The sequence below is a fragment of the Vibrio coralliilyticus genome, from assembly GCF_024449095.1.
Lineage (GTDB): Bacteria > Pseudomonadota > Gammaproteobacteria > Enterobacterales > Vibrionaceae > Vibrio > Vibrio coralliilyticus_A.
On sequence record NZ_CP024627.1, the window covers coordinates 1247757 to 1273428 of the forward strand.

General features: G+C 44.6%; 20 protein-coding genes and 1 pseudogene. 12 read left to right on the plus strand and 9 right to left on the minus strand.

All coding sequences use genetic code 11. The features are described from left to right. Positions 1-103 precede the first annotated feature (103 nt). The 3 genes from CTT30_RS05675 to CTT30_RS05685 all read left to right on the plus strand — a co-directional run bounded on the left by CTT30_RS05675 (position 104) and on the right by CTT30_RS05685 (position 3847). A complete protein-coding gene (locus CTT30_RS05675; RefSeq protein WP_252036607.1) occupies positions 104-2449 on the plus strand; it encodes a DEAD/DEAH box helicase in 2346 nt (781 codons plus the stop codon). Positions 2450-2672: 223 nt separating this feature from the next. Then, a complete protein-coding gene (locus CTT30_RS05680; protein ID WP_239836602.1) occupies positions 2673-3050 on the plus strand; it encodes a transporter in 378 nt (125 codons plus the stop codon). 167 nt (positions 3051-3217) lie between these two features. Next, entirely contained in the window at positions 3218-3847 is a 630-nt protein-coding gene (locus CTT30_RS05685) for a transporter (protein ID WP_239836601.1), read from the plus strand. Positions 3848-3897: 50 nt separating this feature from the next. Here CTT30_RS05685 and CTT30_RS05690 read toward each other — a convergent pair whose 3' ends face one another. The 3 genes from CTT30_RS05690 to CTT30_RS05700 form a co-directional block, all read right to left on the minus strand. Continuing rightward, a complete protein-coding gene (locus tag CTT30_RS05690) occupies positions 3898-5088 on the minus strand; it encodes an amino acid aminotransferase (RefSeq protein ID WP_239868454.1) in 1191 nt (396 codons plus the stop codon). A 209-nt stretch (positions 5089-5297) separates the two neighbouring features. Further along, entirely contained in the window at positions 5298-6803 is a 1506-nt protein-coding gene (locus tag CTT30_RS05695; RefSeq protein WP_252036293.1) for an HD-GYP domain-containing protein, read from the minus strand. Between the two features lie 244 nt (positions 6804-7047). Then, positions 7048-7293, minus strand: coding sequence for a hypothetical protein (locus CTT30_RS05700; protein ID WP_239836598.1), 246 nt, complete (start codon positions 7291-7293; stop codon positions 7048-7050). Between the two features lie 196 nt (positions 7294-7489). On the opposite strand from CTT30_RS05700, the gene CTT30_RS05705 reads away from it, so the two are divergent. Next, positions 7490-8881, plus strand: a complete 1392-nt coding sequence (locus CTT30_RS05705) for an aminotransferase-like domain-containing protein (protein ID WP_252036294.1) — start codon at positions 7490-7492, stop codon at positions 8879-8881. Positions 8882-8977: 96 nt separating this feature from the next. Beyond that, a complete protein-coding gene (locus tag CTT30_RS05710) occupies positions 8978-9184 on the plus strand; it encodes a hypothetical protein (protein WP_239836596.1) in 207 nt (68 codons plus the stop codon). Between the two features lie 89 nt (positions 9185-9273). On the opposite strand, the gene asnS is transcribed toward CTT30_RS05710, so the two are convergent. Then, entirely contained in the window at positions 9274-10674 is a 1401-nt protein-coding gene (asnS, locus tag CTT30_RS05715) for an asparagine--tRNA ligase (protein WP_239836595.1), read from the minus strand. A 182-nt stretch (positions 10675-10856) separates the two neighbouring features. Then, a complete protein-coding gene (locus CTT30_RS05720; protein ID WP_252036296.1) occupies positions 10857-12470 on the minus strand; it encodes a methyl-accepting chemotaxis protein in 1614 nt (537 codons plus the stop codon). A gap of 291 nt (positions 12471-12761) precedes the next feature. On the opposite strand from CTT30_RS05720, the gene queD reads away from it, so the two are divergent. From queD to CTT30_RS05735, 3 genes and pseudogenes are all read left to right on the plus strand, one after another. Next, a complete protein-coding gene (queD, locus tag CTT30_RS05725) occupies positions 12762-13124 on the plus strand; it encodes a 6-carboxytetrahydropterin synthase QueD (RefSeq protein WP_239836593.1) in 363 nt (120 codons plus the stop codon). Between the two features lie 471 nt (positions 13125-13595). Further along, on the plus strand, positions 13596-14750 hold the full coding sequence (locus CTT30_RS05730; RefSeq protein ID WP_252036298.1) for an amino acid permease: 1155 nt from the start codon (positions 13596-13598) through the stop codon (positions 14748-14750). Between the two features lie 106 nt (positions 14751-14856). Beyond that, positions 14857-16183: pseudogene (locus CTT30_RS05735) on the plus strand (IS4 family transposase). A gap of 49 nt (positions 16184-16232) precedes the next feature. On the opposite strand, the gene CTT30_RS05740 reads toward CTT30_RS05735, so the two are convergent. The 3 genes from CTT30_RS05740 to CTT30_RS05750 form a co-directional block, all read right to left on the minus strand. Then, positions 16233-17594, minus strand: a complete 1362-nt coding sequence (locus tag CTT30_RS05740; protein ID WP_239836591.1) for an L-serine ammonia-lyase — start codon at positions 17592-17594, stop codon at positions 16233-16235. A 94-nt stretch (positions 17595-17688) separates the two neighbouring features. After that, positions 17689-18942 (minus strand): aromatic amino acid transport family protein, encoded by a 1254-nt coding sequence (locus CTT30_RS05745; protein ID WP_252036299.1) that lies wholly within the window; start codon positions 18940-18942, stop codon positions 17689-17691. Positions 18943-19232: 290 nt separating this feature from the next. Next, positions 19233-19886, minus strand: coding sequence for a CoA pyrophosphatase (locus CTT30_RS05750; protein ID WP_252036300.1), 654 nt, complete (start codon positions 19884-19886; stop codon positions 19233-19235). Positions 19887-19924: 38 nt separating this feature from the next. Here CTT30_RS05750 and CTT30_RS05755 point away from each other — a divergent pair, with 38 nt between their 5' ends. Together CTT30_RS05755 and CTT30_RS05760 are read left to right on the plus strand one after the other, a co-directional pair. Further along, positions 19925-20467, plus strand: a complete 543-nt coding sequence (locus CTT30_RS05755; RefSeq protein WP_239876902.1) for a heme NO-binding domain-containing protein — start codon at positions 19925-19927, stop codon at positions 20465-20467. Between the two features lie 6 nt (positions 20468-20473). Then, positions 20474-22168, plus strand: a complete 1695-nt coding sequence (locus tag CTT30_RS05760; protein WP_252036301.1) for an ATP-binding protein — start codon at positions 20474-20476, stop codon at positions 22166-22168. Here the strand turns inward: CTT30_RS05760 and pabB are convergent. Further along, positions 22165-23532, minus strand: a complete 1368-nt coding sequence (gene pabB, locus CTT30_RS05765; RefSeq protein WP_252036302.1) for an aminodeoxychorismate synthase component I — start codon at positions 23530-23532, stop codon at positions 22165-22167. The genes CTT30_RS05760 and pabB overlap by 4 nt on opposite strands. Positions 23533-23737: 205 nt before the next feature. Here pabB and CTT30_RS05770 point away from each other — a divergent pair, with 205 nt between their 5' ends. Then, positions 23738-25261 carry a fumarate hydratase gene (locus tag CTT30_RS05770; protein WP_239836585.1) on the plus strand — a complete coding sequence of 508 codons (1524 nt, stop codon included), beginning with the start codon at positions 23738-23740 and terminating at the stop codon, positions 25259-25261. 111 nt (positions 25262-25372) lie between these two features. Further along, on the plus strand, positions 25373-25558 hold the full coding sequence (locus CTT30_RS05775; protein WP_239868477.1) for a hypothetical protein: 186 nt from the start codon (positions 25373-25375) through the stop codon (positions 25556-25558). The last annotated feature ends 114 nt before the right edge of the window (positions 25559-25672 follow it).

A 25672-nucleotide genomic window follows, 5' to 3' on the forward strand; every position in this document is an offset into this window, starting at 1 on the left:
AAAATGATAGGGATTAGTGACCATATTGTAAACCGAATATTCATGCATTCTGGCACAGATTAGTTATATACTTTCCGCCTTTTCCACGATCTCGATGCTAACGATGTCCAGCCTACCTATAGATATTCTCAAACCCGACTTTCTGAACCTGCTTTCTACTCACCATATGATAGTAGAAGCCGAAACTGGCTCGGGCAAATCAACCCGATTACCGCTTTGGTCAGCAGAGAAGGGGAGAGTGCTGGTGATTGAACCGAGACGTATCGCTTGTACCTCGCTAGCGCAGTTTCTTGCGGAACAAAAAAAGGAGCCACTTGGTCGATCAGTTGGTTACTCAATCAAACTTGAAAACCGATGTGATGAAGAGACACAAATCGTCTTTGTCACCCCCGGAGTTGCACTGCGTTGGTATTCAGAAAATCGGTTGAGTGGCTATCAAACGATTATTATTGATGAGTTTCATGAGCGTCGTTGGGATACCGATTTGATGGTTGCTCTACTAAGAAAACTCGACCAGCACCGTTTGGTTATTACTTCAGCGACAATCGAAGGTGAGAAACTTGCCCGCTATGTGGGTGCTGAAAGATTGCAGGCCAAAGGACGTAATTTTGAAGTTGCAGTCGCCCATAGAGCGGGTGACTCTCGTCAGTTGCCCGATAGCCGAAACTTGGAACAAAAAGTCAAAACCGAGGTGGAGGCTCTACTCGATGTTGATGGCGATATTCTGGTTTTTTTGCCCGGACGAAAAGAGATTGCTCAGTGTCAAGGTGCGCTGTCACACATAAATGATGTGATTGTGGTTCCACTGCATGCCTCAGTTACTGAACAGCAAAGAGAAATTGCCTTAAACCAACAAAGCCTAAAGAAAATCGTGCTTGCGACCAACGTGGCGGAAACCTCACTGACGATACCTAATGTCGTGGCGGTGATTGATTCCGGCTTAGAGCGCCGTACGGAACAGAGAAACGGTAAGACCACGCTGAGCTTGAAGCATATTTCTAAAGCCAGCGCTAGGCAGCGCAGTGGCCGCGCAGGTCGAGTTATGGATGGCGTGTGTATTCGTTTATATGGTGAGCATGCCGCTTTAGCGGATGTGACACCGCCAGAGCTTCATCGTGAAACATTGACTGAAGCAATGCTGGCATCGGCCTGTTGTGGTCAATCATTGACGGATCTAAATTTCTTGGAACCACTGCCTGACAAGTCATTTGAGCAGGCGATGACCATATTGAAAAACATGGGGGCGATTGACGATTCCGGCCTTGCTACATCTCATGGTCAACGAATATACCCTTTACCTATAGACGCTCTGTATGCGGATCTGGTGACGCGTATGCCAACTCGAAAATTGCAGGAAGCTATGGTGGATCTTACGTCGGTTCTTGCTACCCCCGCGGCTTTGTATCGATTGTCGTCAAATACAGAAGCGTTAGAGCAACTCGATAAAGAAGAGCCATTGGGTTGTGATGCTGAGGTCGCGATTCGGACTTTGCGAGGTGAACGTCTACCGGGAGTGAACGTTGAATCGGATGTTCTGAAAGAAGCCAAAGCTTTGTCTGAACAGATGCGAGTGGTGTTCGAATTGCCGCAACTTGGCGTGGCATCTCGCTATGCACACCATGAATTGGTAGAGGCCATCGCTGCTTTGCATCCTGAGCTTTTGTTCGTTAGACGGGAAAAGCGCAAAGAGGCATTGGGCAACGGACATATGGAAGTCATACTAGGACGAGCGAGTCGGCTACCCAGTAATGTCGATGCAGCGCTGGTGTTGGATACTCACAGCCTACCAGGACGAGGCGTTAAGCAGACTTTAAACCTCGTAACCGTAGCTATGCCAGTCAATCTTGCACTGTTTGAAGCACTTGGAGTCGGAAAGTGGGTGGAAGGCGATGTAGTGAATGTTGATGATATCCCTCATGTCGAGCTCAATTTGATTTACGCGGGACGTAAGGTGGCTTCAAAGAAAACGCAAGCTGAGGGAGAATTTGCGATTAAGCCGCTGCTTGAAGCGGTAAAACGTGAGGAATTACTGCCCGGTTTTGCGAAACAGCGTCATCAGGAGATCGAACATTGGAAACTCTATCAAGCGCTAGATAAGACGCTTTCTCAGGCATGTCATGAACCACTCACTTTTGATACTTGGTTTATAGAACAACTCGAAGCATTAGAACTGACAGATGCCTCGGAGCTAGAAATGTTCAGCGCTGACGATTTTCCTTTTGATGGAATACCTTATTGGGAATATGAAGATTTTGCAGTGACTTACCCATTTGAGCTTTTCATTGGTGATTTACAACTAAGTGTTGAATATCACCCGAAAAAGAAGCTGGTGTATGTGGTGTATAAATCTGGATTGAGAAAGGGAGACCCAAAACGTTGGGAACTGCCGCGATGGTCCGGTTGGCGAGTTCAATACAAGAAAGCGAGCCGAATCGTAGATATTCGATAGAGGAATAATTATCTAAACCGTAGGGATAAATTTGGTCTCTAAAATATTACGCAACAGATTGTGTATGTCTCGATTTTGTACATCTTTTGTTATCGGGTTGGTTTTGATATAGCTTTTTTCTCGAAAAAATGGGTATAAAAGACGATTGTTTTATATCCTATTGCTATATGACTAAGGATAGAGGATATTGAGAACACTGTGTTGCCTACCAGAGGAGGTTGATATGGAACATCAGGGCAAGACTAGTGTTGTTTTTGACTATACTTCTTTTCTTGGCGCATCGTGCAGCAAAAAATGGACTTTCCTAGAAGCGATGAGTACGTTTGCCCCTATTTTCAGCCTTGCCTGGAAAAGTTCAATCAAAGAAGCAATCTCAGCCGAAGACCGCTTGTGGGACCAAGCGATGAAATCGCTCTCGGCAAGTCGTAGTGATGAGGCCAATATTCTCATACTGATGCAGATTGCTCGCAGTGAAGGTATTGAAGAGCTCAAGGTGGTTATGCCCTATGAGCTAGAGCAAGAACAAATTGAAAGCCTCGAAACTCGCTCAAATACCTCTATCGAAAGCGATCAGCAGGACGAACTGTTCATTACACTTTAAGGCCCTGTATCGGGCCTTATTCTCTTCAGAGAATCCTATATATCTCTCAATAACTTGCGTTAACTTGTTCTATACTTTCTAATCCAGAACGATGCCCATCTCTCGTTATAGAGGATGCGTTCTTTCCCATAGACTGGCTTTATTTGTCTGTATTAAGAGAGGTATTCATGGAAGTAAAACTGCCTTATCTGCTTGCTCCTATATTCTTGGTTACATCTTTATCCGCTTTTGGACAAAACACGGCCCACGACCTTAATTATAACTTTCTGTACGCAGACTTGAGTGCAGGCTCGTTGGATGAGAATTTAGGGGTCAACAGCAATGTGACCTCTTTGGCCGTCGGTGGCAATATGCTTCTTGATGATCAGTTTCTCGCGACACTGGATTATGAAGCGAGGTTTATCCATCCGAAAGATACCACTACTGAGCGTTACACATTACTGCCCGGTGCAGCGTTCAGGTATTCGCTAGAGGATAAATGGGACTTGGTCGCAGGTGCTAAAGCTGGCTTTATATGGTCAACTCAAACGAATGACGTTACAGATGAGAAAATCTCGAGTGACAGTAAATTCATGTGGGGTGGCGATATAACCCTTAAATATGAATTGAGCAAACTTTGGGAACTGTCAGTCACTGGAGGAGTAAGGCGAAGTGATATCTTGGATGAAGATATCTTTAATATGCGTGGCGATTATCAAATCTCACCTAAGCTAATGCTTGGAGGTTTTTATACTCATCGCAATAACGGCTCGACAACGACTAACGAAGGTGGCGTGAGTCTACGATATTTACTTTAGGGCAGTAGTAATAGAAAGAGCCAGATGGCTCTTTCTATTAGAGAATAGGCTTACAAAACCGCTGCAATGGCTTTACACAGTGGCAGCATATTTGAACGAGTCATACCGGCTACGCTGATACGGCCTGAACCCACGATGTAGATTCCGAACTCATCTTTAAGGCGAGCCACTTGATCTTTGGAAAGGCCAGAGAAGGAGAACATACCATTTTGACGCTCAATGAAGCTAAAGTCAGCGTCAACGCCTTGCTCTTTTAGAGTCGTGACAAACAGCTCGCGCATGTCTTGAATGCGGTCACGCATTTCTTTTACTTCCGCTTCCCACTCATTGCGCAGTTCAGCATTGTTAAGAATGTGCGTCACAACTGCGCTACCGTGTGCTGGTGGGTTAGAGTAGATAGAGCGAATGATGGCTTTCACTTGAGAGAATGCTGTATTTGCCGTCTGCTCTGATTCTGCAACTAAGGTAAACGCACCAACCCGCTCATTGTAAAGACCAAAGTTTTTTGAGAACGAACTCGCAACTAAGATCTCCTTGTTGTACTTAGTGAAGACACGTAAACCAGCGGCATCTTCTTCAACGCCTTTAGCAAAACCTTGATAAGCAAAATCGAATAGAGGCAGAAGTTTTTTGTCTGCGACCAGTTTCGCTAATGTTTCCCACTCTTCAACTGTAGGATCAATACCTGTTGGGTTATGGCAGCAGCCGTGAAGAAGGACGATGTCACCTTCAGACGCTTTTTCAAGGTCAGCGAGCATTGCCGCGAAATCTTTATCTTTTGTCTCAGCATTGTAGTAGCTGTATTGTGCAGTTTCGATCCCAGCGGCAGTGAATACACTGTTGTGGTTGGCCCAAGTAGGGTTGCTGATCCAGATCTTTACATTGCCAAGCTGACGCTTGATGAATTCACCTGCGACACGCAGAGCACCTGTACCGCCCGGCGCCTGTGCTGTCTTTGCCAGCTTGTTAGTTACAATGTTCGAGTCATCACCAAATAGCAGTTTTTGTACCGCTAGACCATACTCTGCAGTCCCTTCGATGGTCAAGTATGATTTGGTTTTTTCACTTTCAATCAGGGCGGCTTCGGCTTTCTTTACGGTCGCAAGAACAGGTGTTTCACCTTGTTCATTTTTGTAGATACCAACGCCGAGGTTAATTTTGTCTGCGCGAGAGTCTTTTTTAAACTCTTCCGTCAGTCCAAGGATAGGATCGGCAGGTGCAGCTACTACTTTTTCAAACATAATTGTCATCCATGTTAATCGAAGGGAGGATATAAGTATTTCGGTTATTTATACCTTATCTGCGCGCGCTGAGACAACATCAACCAGTAAGAAAATTATAAAATAAGCACATTTTGTTAGCGCTCATTGCCTAACCTGCATTTTGCCAATAAAAAGCAGGTCAAAAGTGGTTGAACTTTGTAAATCAATGTGAAGTCGCTGGAAGAAATTTAAGCGGACGCACTGGCTTGAAGTTCTTCCAAAGCCATCGCATTCTCTTCCGCTTCTAAACTACGGTATTTATCTGCAATATCGACAAATTCTTGCTCTATGGTGAGAAACGCATCAACTAACTCAGGATCGAAGTGACTGCCTTTTCCTTCTAGGATTATTGATTTGGCTTTTTCGTGGCTGAAGGCTTTCTTGTAAACGCGCTCAGAGATGAGAGCATCATAAACATCGGCAAGTGCCATCAAACGGCCTGAGAGTGGGATTTGATCACCTTTCAAGCCTTTAGGGTAGCCTGCGCCGTCCCACTTTTCATGGTGGGTAAGTGCGATTTCTTTAGCAAGACGTAAGAAAGAGTTGCTGCCTAAGTGCTTTTCTGCAATCGACAGTGCTTTTGCCCCAATTTCTGGGTGACGTTTCATGGTGGTAAACTCTTCATCTGTGAGTTTACCGGGCTTGAGCAAAATATTGTCTGGAATACCCACTTTACCCACATCGTGTAACGGTGCCGATTTGTACAACAATTCTATATAGTTTGGAGTAAGAAGTGCTTTGTACTTATCAAACTGACTTAAATAATTGGCCAGCGCACGGATGTATTCTTGCGTACGCAGAATATGGGCGCCTGTCTCATTATCCCGTGATTCGGCAAGAGCGGAGAGGGATACAATTGCGACATCACGCGTCGTCTTTACTTCATCCTGACTCGCCTGCAGGCTATCGAGCATTTTATTGGTGAGTGAGGCCATCGAACCTAATTCATTATGCTCAAAAATAGGCAAGCGCTTGGCAATATTGCCTTGCGTAACTTCCAGCAATGAACACTCTTGAGTGAGCAAAACTTTGCGCACTAATTTGGTCCAAAGCACAAGAATTGTGACGACGTACGCGCCAAGAACCAATGACAGGTAAATAAACTCTTTAATGATACTGATAGTGCCACTGCCATCTAGGACACGTTCTGGGTTGTGTTGTAACCAGAATATATCTTTCACCGCAACCATCGTTAACATAGTGGTAAGAGTCACGAGTAACATACAGATCATCATGATCATTTGCTTGACCATTGATTGACGTTCACCACTAAGTTCGAACTGATATTGTTCTTCCTGACTCAAGTGCTCGAACTGTTTGATCTTAGAAATGAGTTGGAGAATTAAACCCGTAAAGAACCCGAAGAGAGTCATACCGAACAAGACTTTAAGGTTGCTATCGAGAGCGAAGTCGTATTGAGTGTTATAGAACAGGGCCAGAGGAACACTACCCATGAAGAATAGAGTGGCGTCAAGCCTTGCTTGACGTTGTTCGGCAAGGAGAGAGTGGTTGTTGAGCAAAAAATGTCGGATTAAGAATAGTGAGCCAAAGGTGACTCCAACATGAAACAAAATCTCTTTTGTTGTCAGTGTTTCAAGAAAAGGACAGACTCGACCTCCATAAGTGCCGAAAACCATCGCTGCAATAGCATACAGCTTTAGTGTGAGAGGCGCGTTGTAGTTTGAGTTAACCATCTTCTAGCCCTTATTTTTGCGTTGAAATTAATCTGTTTGGATTAAGTTTCATATCTATCCTGTATAAATGACCCGCGATAGTATCGTTTCATTTCGAGTTTAGATAGATTTTTGCAACTTTAGTAGTAGTGGTAATACCAATTTAGGGATATCCAATGCCATCTCGCTACTCAGAAGAAAGCCACATAACCGTGTCCGGATATGTGGCTCTGCTGTTGTTTAGTGCACTTGCTATTAGCTTCGATTATTTAAGCTTTTTCGCTGCCCAGTCATTTACATGCGAAATAATCGCTTTTAGTGCGTGTTTTTGGGTCGGTTTTTCACCTTGCTCAATATCAATATCTTTTTTGGGGTGTGAACCTGTTGCGTCTTCGGCAATGTGTAGCCAATCTGGGTGCCAATAGTACGGCTGACCATGTGGAGCTATCCAGCTATGAACGCCGTTGCTTTCACCTTTATATTCGATATGCGACTCATCGTATTTCTTCATTATCATCAATCCTTACGTTAAGGTTAGTTTGATCACTAATACGTGATTAAATGTAACAGAGAAGTAAATATTTAATGTGATTATCATCAACAAACGGAATGCGTTAAAAATTAACGAGTTTGTTTTAATTAGCTTAAGCCAGTGTGAATCAAATGTGTGTTATCTTTTGTCACCTGAATGAAGAGGTGAGGGAAGTATGAATCGCTATCAACAGTTAGCTGAACAGCTTAAGGTACAAATTGAGAATGGTGTCTGGCGAGCCGGAGAGAAAGTTCCTTCAGTCAGGATGACCAGTCGTAACTGCTCAGTCAGCGCTTCAACTGTCCTTCAGGCGTATCAACTTCTTGAATCTCAAGGATGGTTACTCGCCAAACCACAGTCAGGTTATTTCGTTACCTCGATCATGGAACGGGTTCCAACTCCTGAGCCAGAAAGCAAAGTCGTTGCACCTGAATTTAACGATAAGCTGTATGAGTTCTTACAAAGTAATAGTAAAGCTGATATTGCTCTCGGTTCGGCTTTTCCTGACCCTCAATTATTTCCTCTTCAATCACTGAATCGTCACCTGGCGAGTGCGGGGCGCAAAATGCCGCTCAACAGTGTGTTTGATAACATGCCGCCTGGTAATGAGGCACTGCGTCGTCAAATCGCGCAGCGTTACCTCAAGCAAGGAATAACAGTTTCTCATACAGATATCGTCATTACTTCAGGCGCAATGGAAGCACTGAATCTAGGGCTACAGGTGGTAACACAGCCAGGTGATACTGTCATCGTTGAAGCTCCAGCGTTCTATGGCGCCATTCAGGCAATTGAGCGATTAAACCTGAAAGCTATTGAAGTCCCTGTTCATCCTGAAACTGGGTTATGTTTGGAGAAGTTTGAGCGAGCGCTTAAAAAACATAAGGTGACGGCGTGCTGGTTGATGCCAAACTTCCACAATCCGACCGGAGCGAGCATATCGTCCGCTAACAGGCAAAAGGTCATTGAGTTGGCGAACCAACATCAGCTCGCCATCGTCGAAGATGACGTCTATTCCGAACTCTATTTTGGTGTTCACAAACCGATGCCGCTTAAATACTGGGACCAAGAAGATAGGGTGCTGCTCTGTGGCTCTTTATCCAAATCCTTATGCCCCGGTTATCGGGTCGGGTGGGTAGTTAATGGTCAGTACAACGAGCGTTTACAAAAGCTACAGCTGGTTTCAACGTTATCCGGTAGCGTACCTGTTCAGGAGGGGATCGCGCATTATCTCCAGTATGAAAGCTTAGATAATCACCTAAGAAAACTGCGTAAGGAATTGGCAGCAAGACAGCATGCTTTTATTAATGTTGTGGAGCGTTATTTTCCCAAAGGAACGAAGGTCAGCCGGCCCAGTGGTGGTTACTTTGTTTGGCTAGAATTGAATGAGGACGTCGATACTTACCAGTTGTACCAAAGGTTGCAAAAGCAAGGAATTACCATTGCTTATGGCGGACTATTCAGCTCAAGGGAAAAGTTTCAGAACTGTGTGCGTTTGAACGCATCCTATCCGATGACAAGTGAGTTGGAACAGACCATTATTGGAATTGCTAAGGTGATCACTGATTAGCTACTGTTTGGCTATTTTTCGCTTCAACTGTACTGCGCTGACTGACGAGGTCTGTGATGAAATACACCAGAAATATAAACAGTTAGCGAGGAAAGTATGGAAAAACAACGCTATAAGCATGAATTTCGACTGATTGCCATCGCGATATTCAGCGCATTCTTATTGATTTTTGGTCACCTGATTCTTGCTAAGTCTTTTGCTGATTTGGTGTGGACGGAATACACTGCAGCCGCCATTCCGTTTGTGATGTTTGGACTTTGCCTGTTTGGTATTAAATATGCCTCGAAAGCAGAACAGTCTTAAGTGCAAAAATAAACCTCCATATTGGAGGTTTATTCATTTAAAAAGCCTCCAAGGAGGCTTTTTTGATATTTATGTCATTCACTTCTTGTTTAGAAGTTAGCTGAGCGTGGTGTACGTGGGAATGGAATAACATCACGTACGTTACCCATACCCGTTACGTAAGAAACCAAGCGCTCAAAGCCCAGACCGAAACCTGAGTGAGGCACTGTACCGTAGCGACGAAGGTCACGGTACCAATCCATATGCTCTGGGTCGATACCGATATCGCGCATGCGGGCGTCTAGAACGTCCAGACGCTCTTCACGCTGAGAACCGCCGATGATTTCACCAATGCCCGGTGCAAGTACATCCATTGCTGCTACTGTTTTGCCATCTTCGTTTAGGCGCATGTAGAAGGCTTTGATGTCTTTCGGGTAGTTCTTAACGATTACCGGTGCTTTGAAGTGTTCTTCCGCTAGATAACGCTCGTGCTCTGAAGACATATCAATACCCCATTCAACTGGGAATTCGAAGTCACGGCCAGAGTCTAGAAGAATCTGGATTGCATCAGTGTAATCAACCTGAGCGAAATCAGACTCAACAAATTTCTCTAGGCGAGTAATCGCTTCTTTGTCGATGCGTTGTGCAAAGAACTCAAGGTCATCACGACGCTCTTCTAGTACTGCTTTAAATACGTACTTCAGCATGTCTTCCGACAGTTTCGCGATATCTTCAAGATCAGCGAAAGCAACTTCAGGTTCAACCATCCAGAATTCCGCTAGATGGCGGCTGGTGTTTGAGTTTTCTGCGCGGAACGTAGGGCCGAACGTGTAAACTTTGCTTAGTGCACAAGCGTAAGCTTCGCCGTTAAGCTGGCCAGATACCGTTAGGAACGTCTCTTTACCGAAGAAGTCTTCGTTGTAGTCCACTTTACCTTCTTCTGTGCGCGGTAGGTTTTCCATGTCTAGCGTCGATACGCGGAACATTTCACCCGCACCTTCTGCATCAGAAGCGGTAATAAGTGGCGCAGAAACCCAGAAGTAACCTTGCTCGTGGTAGAAACGGTGAATTGCCTGAGACAAACAGTTACGTACACGTGCGACTGCACCAATAACGTTGGTACGTGGACGAAGGTGTGCTACTTCACGTAGGTATTCAATTGAGTGGCGAGTTTTCGCCATTGGGTAAGTCTCAGCATCTTCAACCCAGCCAACGACTTTTACATCTGTCGCTGCAAGCTCAAAATCCTGACCTTTCGCAGGAGATTCAACGATAGTGCCTGTTACTTCAACAGAGCAGCCTGTTGTTAACTTTAGGACTTCATCGTTGTAATTATTTAGATTATTAGGGACCACGGCCTGAATCGGGTCGAAACAAGAGCCGTCGTAGATGGCAAGGAAAGAGATTCCAGCTTTGGAATCACGACGCGAACGGATCCAGCCGCGGACAGTGACTTCACTGTCAACTGCTAGCTTACCGTTCAATACGTCTGATACAGGCGCGTAAGTCATGTTGTAAATATTCTCCATTGAGTAAAAAATCAACCCAATGTTTTTTTGTGGACTCACCGAATAAAAAGTGAGCAAACATTGGGTTGGACTGAATTCATCTATTCAATGGAACATATTACCTTTCAATTATTATGCTTCAACCTTTATTCGCGAATAGTGGCGCAAAAATTGTCCAAATCGACTTAATTCTTCCGCGAAAGCGTAAACTGGTTGATCAAAGACTCCAAATGCTCAGAAAGTTGTTCTAGGTTCATGCTGATATCACGTGTTTTCGCAGCGGATTGTGATGTGTTATCTGCGTGTTGTGTAATAATTTCGACCTTACGTTGGACTTGTTGGCTAATCTGAGTGGTATTGCTGGTTTGATGCTGAATACTCTGCGCATGAGCGAGTGCCTGTTGCATTTCGCTTACCACTTCAGACATTGCTACAGACAGCGCTTCAATCTCATTGGAGCGTTCATGAGCGGTCTCGCATACAGTATCAACGGAAGCCAGAGAAGTTTGGCTGTCTTTCTGGAATTGCGAGATAATGTTTTCGATGCTTCCAGTCGCGTCGGATGTTCGGCTGGCAAGTTGGCGGACCTCATCCGCGACCACGGCGAAGCCACGGCCCTGTTCGCCTGCGCGAGCGGCTTCAATAGCGGCATTGAGTGCCAGTAGATTGGTTTGCTCTGCAATACCCTTTATCACTTCTAAAATGGTAGATACTTCAGCCGTCTGATCGTTGAGCTCGACAATATTGACTTTTACTTGCTCTATATCGGTTACCAGACTCTTGATTTCAGTACTGGCGCTGTGCGCTTGTCCAGCGCTTTGCTCAGCAATGCTGGTGGTATGTTTGATCAAGTTGGAAGCATCATCGGTAGCCTGTTCTACCTGAACTTGCTGAGATTGCATTTGTTCGATGTTGGCTTGAACGTCTGATGTCTCGTTTTGCTGATTATGTGCGGCTTGATCGGTCACTTGAGCGACGTCGGTAAGCCCTGCCGCTGAACTGTTTAGGTGGTGTGAGGTTTCCTGAACTTTTTCCAAGCTATGGCTTACCGTGTCCATAAACGAATTGATCGCTACAGAGAGCTGGCCAATCTCATCTTTGTTCTCGTGTTTAATTCGTTTGGATAAATCTTTACTTTCACTCACGCTCTGCATGTAGCGCGATGTCTTTTGAATCGGGCGAACAATGAATTTACGGATCAAGAACAGGGTCAACAAAAAGCCGATAAAGCCGAAGGTTGCCATAATGGTCACGGCGATAATGGTTCGCTGACTGATCATGCTATTGACGTGAGATAAGTTGTATTCTAATCGAATCGCGCCGAGCACTTCTCCTTCTGGTGCCATGTGACAAGAGACACAGTTTGTTCCGCGATAGTTTTCGCTTGCCTTCATCGGTAAGGCGACAACTAAACCTTTACCCCACTTGGCAGAAATCGGTTCAATGACCAGTTCACCCTTTAGAGCTCTTTGGTCAATCTCGTCTTCAGGTGCCTGACTTGGCTGGCCTGGGCCATAAAGTTTACTGACAGCCTCAGCACGGAGTACTTTGACTTGCTCAATGCCGTCTTGAGCAAGAGCTTTTTGTCGTAGAGTTTCTTTTTGCGCCATAGTGCCTGTTAGCATCATCATATTGAGGCTGTCAAAGTAGTTACTGGCTTTATCATGTAACTGCTCGCTAAGTACGGAATTCATTAGCTCTTTCTGTTGCCAGTACTGATACGCGGTGGAGGAGGCTAGTACCAGAGAGAAAACCGTGACGAGGGTTGCCAGCAATTTGGTAGTAATGGTTGAACTCATTTCAAATGCTTAATTGTTAGAATTGGAATAGACGTCAAATATAATGACTTATATGCATATTCACTCAATCGATAGAGAGATTTATTGTGACCATACACAATGTGTGGTTTATGTAAATGTGATGTGGAACTGATGTAACCAAATCTTTGACGCGACGACATTTTTTCGACGTGCTACAAAGGTCGAAGAACTAGGCTCTTATAAATAATTCTATTAATCTCGGGGTGAACCTTGTCACTACTATACTATTTCCTTAGTATTGCGTGTCTTTTGTAATGCCCGAGATCCAAAATGAAAACTGAATTATACAAAGAGTTTATGTTTGAAGCGGCGCACCATCTTCCTAACGTACCGGAAGGCCATAAGTGCGGCAGATTGCATGGCCACTCTTTCTTAGTTCGTCTTTACGTAGAAGGTGAAGTCGATCCACATACTGGGTGGGTTGTTGACTTTGCAGAAATTAAAGCTGCGTTTAAACCTATCTATGATCAACTTGACCACTATTACCTCAATGACATTGAAGGTTTAGAAAACCCGACCAGTGAAGTGCTGGCGAAATGGATTTGGCAGAAACTTAAACCAACTTTGCCACTATTAAGCAAAGTCGAAATCAAAGAAACCTGTACTGCGGGTTGTATTTACACCGGCAATTAAGCGACGATATAAATTGTGAAAAGCGAAGCTCAAAGCTTCGCTTTTTTGATCGTCATGAGATCCGCTATGAATACTCGCCTATGAATGTACCAGTAGGTGAATAGCGAAATTTCTTTATTGAAGACATTGCAATCCCGCTGTCAATGATTAAGATGACGAGTCCCTTCATGTTGAAGGGCAGGCAGCGGAAGGATTGCTGCTTTTGTTTCAAGGGATTGTCTCATAATATCGGACACCTAAATGATCTTCAAAATTACCACACCGATCATCGAACCTACGGAAGGTTCGCCACACACTGCTGTTACCTTTTCTCTTGCCTCTCAAGCGTTCAACAATGTTTCCTCTCTACGTCATTCTTTTCAACGCGTTTTCTTCTTTAAAGCTCGCTATTCGTATTGTTTTTGATTGTTAGCCCTCGCGCTAGGCACGCGCACATCTCAATCTTTTCACTTTCAAAATAGATACGAAAATATGAATACTAAACTTCTTGGTAGTTCCCTGATTATTTCTGGTACCGCGCTCGGTGCTGGTATGCTCGCAATTCCTATGGTTCTGGCACAATTTGGTTTGTGGTATGGAGCCTTACTAATGGTTTTTATTTGCTTCGGCACCACATATGCGGCTTTGTTGTTGCTTGAAGCGACGTTAAAGGCAGGCGGTGGCCTTGGTCTTAACTCAGTGGCTCGCCAAACGTTAGGAAAAGTAGGGCAATTAGTGACAAACTTGCTTCTATACGCTCTGCTAATTTGTCTATTAATGGCTTATATTCTTGGCGCTGCTGATCTTGTCGGTCAGCTGACTCGTGCGATTGGCATTGAGCTTTCTGCAAGCCAAACTCAGATCCTCTTCACGCTTATTGCTGGCGCGGTTATCGCTTGCGGTACAGGTGTCATTGACAAGCTCAATCGCACGCTGTTTTTCATTATGATTGCCAGCTTGAGTTTAAGTTTAATACTCCTGCTACCGGATTTTCGCCTAACGAATCTGATGCAGGTGATGAATCATGATCAAGTTGCGTTGATCAAGACTAGTGCGGTTCTGTTTACCAGCTTTGGCTTTATGGTTGTTATTCCTTCTCTTGTTTCCTACAACCATGAAGCGACAGATCAGCAATTGCGAAACATGGTGATTATTGGTTCTGTGATTCCTTTGATCTGTTACTTGTGCTGGTTGTTTGCGGTTGTGGGTAACTTACAACCAGAGCAGTTAGGCGAGTTTTCTAATGTCTCAGAACTTATTATTGCGTTTGAATATCACTCACCTTGGATCGGTACGATATTATCTGTATTCACTGGGCTTGCACTTTTGACGTCATTTTTTGGTGTGGCGATGTCTCTGTTTAACCAAAACCGCGATATGTTCGGACAAAATCGCGTAGTGACATATGTGATGACGTTTATCTTGCCTCTTGTCGGTGCACTATTGGCCGCTGATAAGTTTTTGGCGGTACTGAGTTACGCCGGTATCATTTTGGTGTTTCTGGCTGTATTTGTGCCACTGACGATGGTGTATAAAGTCAGATTGGCAAATACCGCAACGACGCGATACACCGCTGAGGGAGGCGCTATAATGCTGATGTTCTCTTTGTTGTTTGGTAGTTTCTTGCTGGTCTCACAGGTTATTTAATGAAAAAGCCCGGTGAAATACCGCAATGTAGATCAGATAAGGATCGGTTGACCGATCCTTATGATGAGAGACAATCGGAAATCTGTTTATAGGTTTCCGATTTTTTATGTCTATTCAACACTTCTTTGCCGATTTCCTTGAAGAAAACCCTGTTGATGTTGCCCAACTCACCACCTTTTCTGAACACATTCCCGATGCGTGGGTAGCTAAAGCAGCCTCACTGTCCGATAAAGCGACTATCCGTCGACGCCGATTACCGAGCGATATGGTGTTGTGGCTGATTGTGGGTATGGCTTTTTTTCCGCAATGAACCCATTGCCGAAGTCGCTCGAAGAATGAACGTCTGTGCTGACGGTTTGGCTGATGAAGAGCTATTGGCAAAGAGCGCCTTAACCCAAGCAAGACAACGCTTAGGCAAAGCAGCACCCGAATGGCTGTTTAAGCAATGTGGGAAAACGTGGGGACTTGAGCGATACCCTGATGATACATGGCAAGGCTTACAAGTTTTTGCTGTCGATGGCGCTCTTTTTAGAACGGCTGACACACCAGAATTGAGGGAACATTTTGGCTCTGGAAATACGTCTAGCAACAGACAAACACCTCATCCAGTATTGAGAGTTGTGACTAGCTCTCATGTCATCGTTGATGCGGCGATAAGCCCGTATCGCCGAGGTGAAATTCCTCTAGCGATGCCTTTCATCAACGCTCTACCAGACAACTCAGTGACGTTACTGGATAAAGGTTTTTATGGTGCAGATTTACTCCTTTCTCTGCAAAACAGTGGAATAAATAGACACTGGCTTCTCCCTGCAAGGAAAGGAGTCAAATATACTCTACTGGATGATAAAGAAAGCAGTGACATGCTTGTGGAGATGAAGGTCTCACCGCAAGCTCGTAAAAAGAATCCTCGTCTTCCAGAAAAATGGACAGTCAGAGCCGTCAGTTATGAGGTTCAAGGTAAATCCAAAACGGTGTTTACCTCGCTTCCTAGAGAGCTGTATGACGCTCAATCTGTGGCAGAGCTTTATCATGAAAGATGGGAAATCGAATTAGGTTATCGTGACATCAAGAGCTCAATGCAACACAACGCTTTAGTGTTGAGAAGCAAAACAGTCGAACTCGTCTATCAAGAGCTGTGGGGGTTATTACTTGGTTATAACTTGGTGAGACGAGAGGCTAGTCAAGCTGCCGTTGAACACGGACGCTTACCTAATGAAATCAGCTTTAAGTACGCTTGCCAATTTATAGCCAGCCAGCTCAAAATGATGAGTAAAGCGGAGTCTTTAGGTAACACGCCGAAACGCTTAAAGAGCCTTCGAGGAGATTTATCTATCCTCTTTATAGACAAACGCCCTAAGCCAAATCGGCCTAGGGCGGTAAAAATATCAAAGACCCGATACCCTGTTAATCGCTACGCGGCTCCTCTTAAGTGAACTACGTTGCGGTGAAATACCGGGCTTTGAAATTGGATAAAGAGGCAAATTAGCAAATAACTTTAACGGCTAAACCACCCTGAGACGTTTCGCGGTATTTTGCGTTCATGTCTTTACCGGTTTCTAGCATGGTCTCGATAACCTTATCCAGAGACACAGTCGGAGCCGATGAACGGCGTAGAGCCATACGAGAGGAATTGATCGATTTCACTGCGGCAATACCGTTACGCTCGATACATGGAACCTGCACCTGACCTGCGACAGGGTCACATGTGAGGCCTAGGTTGTGCTCCATCGCGATTTCAGCTGCCATACAGACTTGCTCAGGGCTACCACCCATAAGCTCAGCAAGACCTGCTGCAGCCATAGAACAAGCAACGCCAACTTCACCCTGACAGCCAACTTCCGCACCTGAAATTGACGCGTTACGCTTGTAAAGGCCACCAATCGCGCCAGAAGCGGCGAAGTAGCGGATGTAATCTTTCTCAGTGACGGTTTGGATAAACTTGTCATAGTAAGCCAATACCGCTGGGATAATGCCACACGCACCGTTCGTTGGAGCCGTAACCACACGGCCACCTGCTGCGTTTTCTTCATTGACGGCGAAAGCAAACATGTTGACCCAGTCTACAACAGCCATTGGGTCGTTCGTCGTTTTCTCAGAAGTCATCAACTGCTGACGAAGAGCCGCAGCACGACGAGGCACGCGCAGTGGACCAGGCAGAATGCCTTCTGTGTTCATACCGCGATCCATACACTCACGCATGGTTTTCCAGATGTTAGCGAAGTAAGTTCGAGATTCTTCTTCAGAGTGTAGAGCTGCTTGGTTTTTCATCACAAGAGTGCTGATTGAAAGACCGTTTTCTTTACACTGGTTTACTAGTTCTTCCGCCGTGGTGAATTCGTAAGGTGCTTTGATCGGGTTTTCTTCTTCTTTGCCGAAGTTCTCTTCGTCAACAATGAAGCCACCACCGATTGAATAATAGGTTTTTGAGTACACTTTTTCGTCGTCGATCCATGCGTGGATTTGCATACCATTTTCGTGCAACTCAAGGTTAGTAGTATGGAAGTTCATACCGCCATCTTTCGGGAACGATACTGTGTGACAGTGCATGCCAACAGGTAGGCGCTCCGTTTCCTCTACACGAGCGATAAAGCCCGGAATAGAGTCGATATCGACTTTCTCAGGAGTATTGCCTGCAAGACCCATGATGATAGCGATATCTGTGTGGTGACCTTTCCCTGTCAGTGATAGCGATCCATAAACGTCAACGGTGATTTTAGTGATGTCGCGCAATTTTCCCATTGAACGTAAATCATCAATAAACTCTTTGCCCGCCTTCATTGGGCCTACAGTGTGCGAACTTGAAGGACCAACACCGATTTTATAGATGTCAAAAACACTAATCATATCGATTTCCTCAAAATAAAGCCTCCCAAGGGGGAGCGGGAGGCTTATTATTATCGTTATATTTTTTGTTTAACCACTTAATTCACTAGTGTGATTAAAGTGCTCCGTAGATTACAGAACTAATTGCCGCAAGACCACAGATAGTTGTGAAAATCTGTACAGGTGCAGAAGTTTTGTACTTCTCCATTGCTGGGACTTTCTGCATTGCGAATACAGGCATTAAGAATAAGATGGCCGCAATCATTGGCGCGCCCATGGTTTCGATCATGCCAAGGATGCTTGGGTTAACAATAGCCACAATCCAAGTGGTGATAACGATGAATAGTAGAGAAGCTTTTTCAATCTTGCTCTTCGGTGCTTCAGAGCGAGATTTAACTAGGCCAACAAGACCTTCATGCGCTCCTAGGAAGTGACCAAAGTAGCTAGATGTAATTGCCGCGAATGCGACAAGTGGGCCCATGTAAGAGATCAGTGGTGACTCATGAACGTTTGCTAGGTAAGACAGTACAGAGATGTTCTGCTCTTGCGCCATTGCTAGCTGCTCTGGAGATAGAGACAGTACAACAGAGAATACGAAGAACATAACAAAACCCATCAGCATCATAGCTGCGCCGCCGGTGATAGCATCTGTTTTCTGAACAGCATTTTCACCATATACACGACGTTGCTCTTTAGAGAACTGAGAGATGATTGGGCTGTGGTTGAAAGAGAAAACGATGATTGGGATGGCTAGCCAAACGATAGAAGGCATTGCAGACCAGTCCGGTGCGACTTCAACCATTGAGCTGTTCCAGTCAGGAATCAGGTAGAAAGACAGAGCAAGAAGGATGAATACCAGTGGGTATACCATCGCAGATGTCGCTTTCAACATTAGTTCTTTACCGAATACAACGCCTGCAGTCATTGCTGCAATCAGTGCACCAGACAGCAACCAGCGAGGGATGGACTCCATGCCCATTTGGTTGACGAGAAAAGAATCGACTGTGTTTGTAATACCTACACCATAGATAAGAACAATAGGGTAAATAGCAAAGAAATAAGCAAAAGTGATAAGGTTTGCGCCAGCTTTACCGAAGTGTTCTTCTACTGTATCAGTGATATCTGCTTCAGGGTTTTTCGCGGAAAGAACGAAACGAGCCAGAGATTTGTGAGCGAACCAAGTCATTGGAGCGGCGATTAAAGCAAGGATAACTAATGGCCAAAAGCCGCCAGCACCTGCTTTGATTGGAAGGAATAGTACACCAGCACCTACAGCAGTACCGAAAAGTGATAGACACCAAGTGAAGTCCTTGTAAGTAAACTTACTAGACGATTGTGCGGCTGAAACCGCCGAATTTGTAACATTCATTTTGTGATACTCATTTTTGGGAACAGGAAATAAGTCGGGTGCAATTTTGCATAAAAATCTTGCACGAAAAATAGATCTAAATCATGAATTGATACGAGTGATAATATGATATGTCAAAAACAGGTTTTTGCTCACGAAAATGATGTGCTACTGGTGATTTATGCTAATTGTTAAGATTAGAAAAACTAATATTGTTGCGATAATGTTTTGTGTATGTCGCAAGAAAACGTTTTCTTTATTGATGAATAGTTTAACTAATGTGAGTGAATGTCGGTCGATATTAAGATTTATTAATATTGGTGCATGATATGCTTCTGCATCGCGTGGATAATTTGTGCAGTCATACCCCAAATAAAGTGCTTTTCATAGGATAAGCCAAATACACGATGTGAATGATTCCGGAATTGGAAACGCTCACTGTGCAAGTGTCGTTTATCAAGGACAATCTCCGCTGGCACTTCGAACACTTCATCGACCTCGTTGGTGTCTATAGTTGCTTGGTAATCGGGGGACACAAAAGCAAGAAATGGTGTCACTGTAAACTTACTAATGGTGATGAGCTCTGGCATTTGGCCAAAAATGGAGATTTCATGCTGTGCAATGCCGATTTCCTCATAAGTCTCTCTCAATGCTGTGTCAGCTAGTGAATTGTCCCAGTGTTCATATTTTCCACCTGGAAAGCTGACTTGCCCAGGGTGGTGCTTTAAGTGTTTGGCTCGCTTAGTGAAAATAATGTTCAGGCCGTCGTCTCTTTCAACAAACCCTATAAGTACCGAGGCTTTACGTAAAGAGGCATGGTTAATATGCGCAACTCGCTTTAACGCTTCATGGTGGTAGTCGACAGTTTGTTGTAGCTGGAACTTCTGAATTAATTGGTTTTTATTGAGTTCTGACAACACGTTAGCTCCGTATGTGTATTTGAAAAACTGAACTTTATGATTCATGCTTGAAAGACCATCATATACCAAGGATAGCTCAATATATGAAAGGAATTATCTTCACAGAATTTATGGACTTAGTCGAAGAGAAGTTTGGTCTTGATGCACTTGACCAACTGCTTTCAGATGTTGGTGATGATGGAATTTACACGGCTGTAGGCAGTTACGACCATAAAGCTTTGGTCGCATTGATTGTTCAATTGAGTAAGCAAACAGGTATTTCTGCGGAGGAATTACAGCGCGTATTTGGTCAGTCTGTTTTTGAAAATCTTTACCAATCTTTACCCGAGCGAAGTAGTCTTCAGGGGTGCAAAAACTCGCTGCAATTTATCCGATTAGTGGAAGATTATATTCATATTGAGGTCAAAAAGCTTTATCAGGACGCCAACCCGCCACGCTTTGAATTCATTTCGGAAACGGAAACTGAGATGGTATTTGATTACAAAAGCGCCCGATGTATGTCCCATGTTTGCTTAGGTTTAATTGAGGGATGTGCCCAGCATTTTGATGAATCATTGAATATAGCCATGGAAAACAACAATAAAAGTGGCAATGATGTTAGGTTCAAGGTGACGGTCGTAGGGTAAATGTAGATGAGTAGTCAGTCTGCGTTAGAGCGGAAACTTGCCAGAGAGATTGCTGCGCGCAAGCAAGCAGAGCTGTTATTGGAACAGAAAAGTCTTGAACTTTATGAAGCCAATGAACACCTGAAACTGGTGCTTACTCAGTTAAAAAGGCAGACGCATAAAGACTTACACAAGCTGGCTTTTGAAGAGCAAATCAACGAGACATTAATTCACTTTGGTCGTGCTTTTTTAAGCCGGACACTGGATGATGGTTTGCTTTCGAGTCTTCTTGAGCGCTTAGACTCTTCCTCCGCGCTGACCAAATCTGGTCTGTATATTGTCCCAGATGTTGTGTCAACGGTGCATGACAGTCATTTTGGTTGTGTTCAACGAGAGCATATCGATGCGATCAAACCCTATGCTTATTGGGAAGACGAAAGAGTGTCACTGCCCTTAGAAGTCGATCATCAAGTGGTTGGGGAACTGTCTGTTCTGACAAAAGACCACGATATAGACGCTGAGTTCATTGTGAGTCAGATGCGCCTGGTTGCGGACTTACTTTGCAGTGCCATCAGCCGACAAATCATGTTAACTAGTAACCAGGAAGCCAGAGCGAGGGCTGAGGAATCAGAGAGATCAACGAAAGAATTTGTTGCGATGATCAATCATGAGTTGAGAACACCGCTCAATGGATTACTGGGTAGTGCTGAATTACTGTCCGACACTTCTCTGGATGACGAGCAACGCACTTTGTTGACTAACCTTTCGCATACCGGTGATTTTTTAAGGCACATCATTAACGACATTCTTGATTTCAGCAAAATGAGCGCGGGTATGATGGATCTTATTCCGTCGACGTTTGCTTGGGTTGATCTCAATGAAATGCTTCAGGGAGTGTTCGTTAATAAGGCGAAAGAAAAAGGGGTGCAATTTTCCATTCACTCCTCCTCAGAAGTGCCTGCTCTACTTATTGGTGACTTTGACCGTATTTGCCAAATTCTGATTAACCTTATTGGTAATGCCATCAAATTTACCTCAGTAGGTTCTGTAACTGTCGAAGTCCTGTGGTCTGAAAATAGCTTAAAAGTATCGGTCAAAGATACCGGAATAGGTATCCCTGAGGCTGCGCAGCCGATTCTTTTTGATCCATTTGTTCAAGCCGACAGAACCGCAAAACGCCACTTTGAAGGGACAGGTTTAGGGTTAGCTATTTGCAAAAACCTGATTGATTTAATGGAAGGTGAGATTAACTTTACTAGTAAAAAAGGGGTGGGTACCGAGTTTAAGGTGTCTATTCCCCTCAAAGTTGCAGAGCAAGAGTCAATACCCAACAAAGCCGAAAGTCATACCAACGCTAAGCCACTTGAAAGCCTATCTATTTTGGTAGTGGATGATATCAGAATGAATCAAGTCATCATCAATCAAATGTTGAAAAAATGGTCGATCACGCCTGACATTGCCAACAATGGTGTGGAAGCGATTCAAGCGGCATTAGGAAGCCGTTATGACCTTATCTTTATGGATTGTCGTATGCCAGAAATGGACGGCTTTGAAGCGACCAGCTACTTGCGCGAGCAAGAATTTAAATTGCCAATTATTGCTTTAACGGCTGGGACAACGTTGGAAGAGCGCGAGAAATGCATCCAATGTGGTATGGATGATATTCTCACCAAACCGTATACCGCCAAAGATCTCAAGCTTATGTTGGAAAAATGGGCTTAACTCTCCAATATCGGAAGAATACGGCAAAGTTTGTCTAACGTTTCCTGATACTCCGCATCGCAACCACTATCCGCGACTAAGCCGCCGCCAGCCCAAACGTATATTTGATGGTTTTCTGCAATGAGCGTACGAATGGTAATACTAGTATCCATGGCTCCATGTCGGCTGATGTAGCCAATGCTCCCGCAGTAGGCACTGCGCCGATGAGGTTCCAACTCTTCAATAATTTCCATGGCCCGAACTTTAGGGGCCCCAGTGATTGAACCACCGGGAAAGCTGGCACGAAGCAAGTCCGCAGATGAATACTGAGTATCTAATTCTGCTCGTATTGTACTGACAAGATGATGCACTGCGGGAAAGCTTTCAATATCAAACAGTTTTGGTACATGAACAGACCCCGGTTTCGCCACTCGTCCTACATCGTTTCTCAGCAAGTCGACAATCATCAGGTTTTCTGCTTGATCTTTCTCTGCTAGTGCGAGTTCTTGTGCTGAAGCAGCATCCAACTCAGCATCTTGATGCCTTGGCCGAGTGCCTTTGATCGGCTTTGTTTCGATGAGGCGATCATGGACTTGCAAAAAACGCTCTGGTGAGACGCTAAGAATTGCACTGTGTTCAGTGCGAACGAAAGCCGAAAATGGTCCTTTGTTATACGCTTCCAGTTTTTGATATGCTTGCCACTCGCTCCCTGAATACTCTGCCTTAAAGCGCTGGGCGAGGTTAATTTGATAGCAGTCTCCTGAGCGCAAATACTCTTGGACTTGTTCAAAGCGCGCTTGATAACCTTGTTTTGTCATGTTTGACTGCCAAGGACTGATGAGGGCAAATGGCGGCGACTGTTTAGATGATTGAGATAGAAGCCAATCGTAATGGCGCTCGATATTTTCGCCAACGACGAATGCTTGTTTATCTTTATGATCTATCACTACAGCCCATTCATAAACGCCGACGGCCATATCGGGTGTCGAGAGGTCGTGCTCCGCCATTTGTGGCAGCTTTTCAACTCGGCGGCCTAAATCATAGGCAAAGTACCCTAGTGCACCGCCAATGAAAGGTAGTTCACCTTTGTATTCTTGGCTTGGTAGCCATTGACTCTGCTGTTGCTCTAAAAGCATAAAAGGGTCTTGGTCAGACTCAAATTGTCCTTCAGGATTCACTATCTTTGTGATGTCACTACAGGTGGTAAGTGTCACCAGCGGATCAGCGACCAAAATGTCGAATCGGCTGTCAATGTGGTTTTCGGATGCAGAACGTAACAACATTGCCCATGGCTTGTCCTCAATATGGCTGAAAAGCTGCTTTGAAAGTTCAGCATGGTAATTAATGGGTTTGATTTCTAAGCAATTTGGTGTGTTGTTATTCATTTGTTTAATTTGTGACAAAGAGATCGTTCACTGCATAGCAAGAGAGGAGAACCAAGAGTATCATATTGCCAACTATCGCCGCTACAGTGACGTTTTATAATAAAAAGATAGTGTCAGTCTTCTAAACTTGTGGTGACAAGCAAGAATATAAAACTGGCGTTTATACGGCGGTGTTAAAGGAAGCATAACTATAACGAGGCATGCAATGACGGTAATTCGCAAGCAAGATGTGATCAGCAGTGTCGCTGATGCACTTCAGTATATTTCTTACTATCACCCTCTAGACTTTGTTCAAGCCCTTGAAGAAGCCTACCACAAAGAAGAGAGCCAAGCGGCCAAAGACGCTATTGCTCAGATTCTTATTAACTCTCGAATGTCGGCAGAAGGTCATCGACCTATCTGTCAAGACACCGGAATCGTCACTTGTTTTGTGAATATCGGTATGGCAGTTCAGTGGGACTCTACTGATATGACGGTGCAACAGATGGTCGATGAAGGCGTTCGTCAGGCCTATACTAATCCAGACAACCCGCTACGTGCGTCTGTTCTGCTTGACCCAGCAGGTAAACGAATCAATACCAAGGACAATACGCCAGCGGTTGTTCATATCAATATGGTTCCGGGTAATACAGTTGAAATTCAGATTGCGGCAAAAGGTGGTGGCTCTGAGAACAAAACCAAGATGGTGATGCTTAACCCATCTGATGACGTTGCAGAATGGGTTGAGAAAACACTGCCAACCATGGGGGCAGGCTGGTGTCCACCGGGAATGTTGGGTATAGGTATTGGCGGGACGGCCGAGAAAGCAGCGGTATTGGCGAAAGAATCTCTGATGGAGCATATTGATATTCAAGAGTTGATCGAACGTGGTCCAGAAAATGCTGAAGAAGAGTTACGTCTTGATATTTTCAATCGTGTCAACAAACTGGGTATCGGTGCACAAGGCCTTGGCGGTTTAACAACTGTGGTCGATGTGAAGATCAAAACAGCACCAACGCACGCCGCTTCTAAGCCAGTGTGCTTGATTCCAAACTGCGCGGCGACACGCCACGTACACTTTACTCTCGATGGCTCAGGCCCTGCGGATCTCACTCCACCTAAACTTGAAGAGTGGCCGGATATCACTTGGGAAGCGGGGGCAAACACACGCCGTGTGAACTTGGACGAAGTCACTCAGCAAGACGTAGAGCAGTGGAAAACGGGTGAAACCGTTCTACTATCAGGAAAAATTCTGACCGGCCGTGATGCTGCGCACAAGCGTATTCAGACTATGCTGCAAAATGGTGAAGGCCTTCCAGAAGGCGTCGATTTTAAAGGCAAGTTTATCTACTACGTCGGTCCTGTCGATGCCGTGGGGGATGAGGCAGTGGGGCCAGCTGGCCCAACAACGTCCACCCGTATGGATAAGTTCACTGATATGATGCTGGAAGAAACTGGCATTATGGGCATGATAGGTAAAGCTGAGCGTGGCCCAGCGACGGTTGAGTCGATCAAAAAGCACAAAGCGGTTTATCTGATGGCAGTTGGTGGTGCGGCTTACCTTGTTGCAAAAGCCATCAAAAAAGCACGCGTTGTGGCATTTGAAGACCTGGGTATGGAAGCGATTTACGAGTTTGAAGTCGAAGATATGCCTGTCACGGTTGCGGTTGACTCGAATGGTGCTAATGCACACCAAATCGGCCCGGATACTTGGAAAGTGAAAATCCAAGAAATGGAATCTCAAGCCTAAGGCTGATGAGAAATAGCTGAATTACATAGCAAATATTTGATGAAAGGTGCAGAAGATAATGCACCTTTTTTTATATACTGCTTTTTATGTTGGAGAACCTCAGGAGCATTCATGCCTCGATTTATTCAAATCCTACAGCTGGTTATTGCCGCAGTGATCGGTGTATTTGTCGGCTACGATCTTATTCTGCATGGGATCAGCATCTTTGATCAGAAGTACGTCACCATTACTTGCGCGTTGTTTGTTTTACTGGAAATAGCTTTATTCGTGATCTACAAGTTGATAGAAGATGACTAAAAGTACCTCCCATCTACGCTGAAAATAACTAAGCCTCTGATTATTATCAGAGGTTTTTTATTCATCTTTCATTAAGATTACAATGATTAGGATGGATATGTTTTCAAAACAAAG

Bases quoted from the DNA above. Each gene is read 5' to 3' on its own strand.
- CTT30_RS05695 (WP_252036293.1), bottom strand. From the start codon at position 6,803: ATGGTTAACTCAAACTACAACGCGCCTCTCACACTAAAGCTGTATGCT.
- CTT30_RS05700 (WP_239836598.1), bottom strand. From the start codon at position 7,293: ATGAAGAAATACGATGAGTCGCATATCGAATATAAAGGTGAAAGCAAC.
- CTT30_RS05730 (WP_252036298.1), top strand. From the start codon at position 13,596: ATGAATACTAAACTTCTTGGTAGTTCCCTGATTATTTCTGGTACCGCG.
- CTT30_RS05775 (WP_239868477.1), top strand. From the start codon at position 25,373: ATGCCTCGATTTATTCAAATCCTACAGCTGGTTATTGCCGCAGTGATC.
- CTT30_RS05675 (WP_252036607.1), top strand. From the start codon at position 104: ATGTCCAGCCTACCTATAGATATTCTCAAACCCGACTTTCTGAACCTG.
- CTT30_RS05690 (WP_239868454.1), bottom strand. From the start codon at position 5,088: ATGTTTGAAAAAGTAGTAGCTGCACCTGCCGATCCTATCCTTGGACTG.
- CTT30_RS05745 (WP_252036299.1), bottom strand. From the start codon at position 18,942: ATGAATGTTACAAATTCGGCGGTTTCAGCCGCACAATCGTCTAGTAAG.
- CTT30_RS05740 (WP_239836591.1), bottom strand. From the start codon at position 17,594: ATGATTAGTGTTTTTGACATCTATAAAATCGGTGTTGGTCCTTCAAGT.
- CTT30_RS05770 (WP_239836585.1), top strand. From the start codon at position 23,738: ATGACGGTAATTCGCAAGCAAGATGTGATCAGCAGTGTCGCTGATGCA.
- pabB (WP_252036302.1), bottom strand. From the start codon at position 23,532: ATGAATAACAACACACCAAATTGCTTAGAAATCAAACCCATTAATTAC.
- CTT30_RS05760 (WP_252036301.1), top strand. From the start codon at position 20,474: ATGAGTAGTCAGTCTGCGTTAGAGCGGAAACTTGCCAGAGAGATTGCT.
- CTT30_RS05720 (WP_252036296.1), bottom strand. From the start codon at position 12,470: ATGAGTTCAACCATTACTACCAAATTGCTGGCAACCCTCGTCACGGTT.
- CTT30_RS05685 (WP_239836601.1), top strand. From the start codon at position 3,218: ATGGAAGTAAAACTGCCTTATCTGCTTGCTCCTATATTCTTGGTTACA.
- CTT30_RS05755 (WP_239876902.1), top strand. From the start codon at position 19,925: ATGAAAGGAATTATCTTCACAGAATTTATGGACTTAGTCGAAGAGAAG.
- asnS (WP_239836595.1), bottom strand. From the start codon at position 10,674: ATGACTTACGCGCCTGTATCAGACGTATTGAACGGTAAGCTAGCAGTT.
- CTT30_RS05710 (WP_239836596.1), top strand. From the start codon at position 8,978: ATGGAAAAACAACGCTATAAGCATGAATTTCGACTGATTGCCATCGCG.
- CTT30_RS05750 (WP_252036300.1), bottom strand. From the start codon at position 19,886: ATGAATCATAAAGTTCAGTTTTTCAAATACACATACGGAGCTAACGTG.
- CTT30_RS05705 (WP_252036294.1), top strand. From the start codon at position 7,490: ATGAATCGCTATCAACAGTTAGCTGAACAGCTTAAGGTACAAATTGAG.
- queD (WP_239836593.1), top strand. From the start codon at position 12,762: ATGAAAACTGAATTATACAAAGAGTTTATGTTTGAAGCGGCGCACCAT.
- CTT30_RS05680 (WP_239836602.1), top strand. From the start codon at position 2,673: ATGGAACATCAGGGCAAGACTAGTGTTGTTTTTGACTATACTTCTTTT.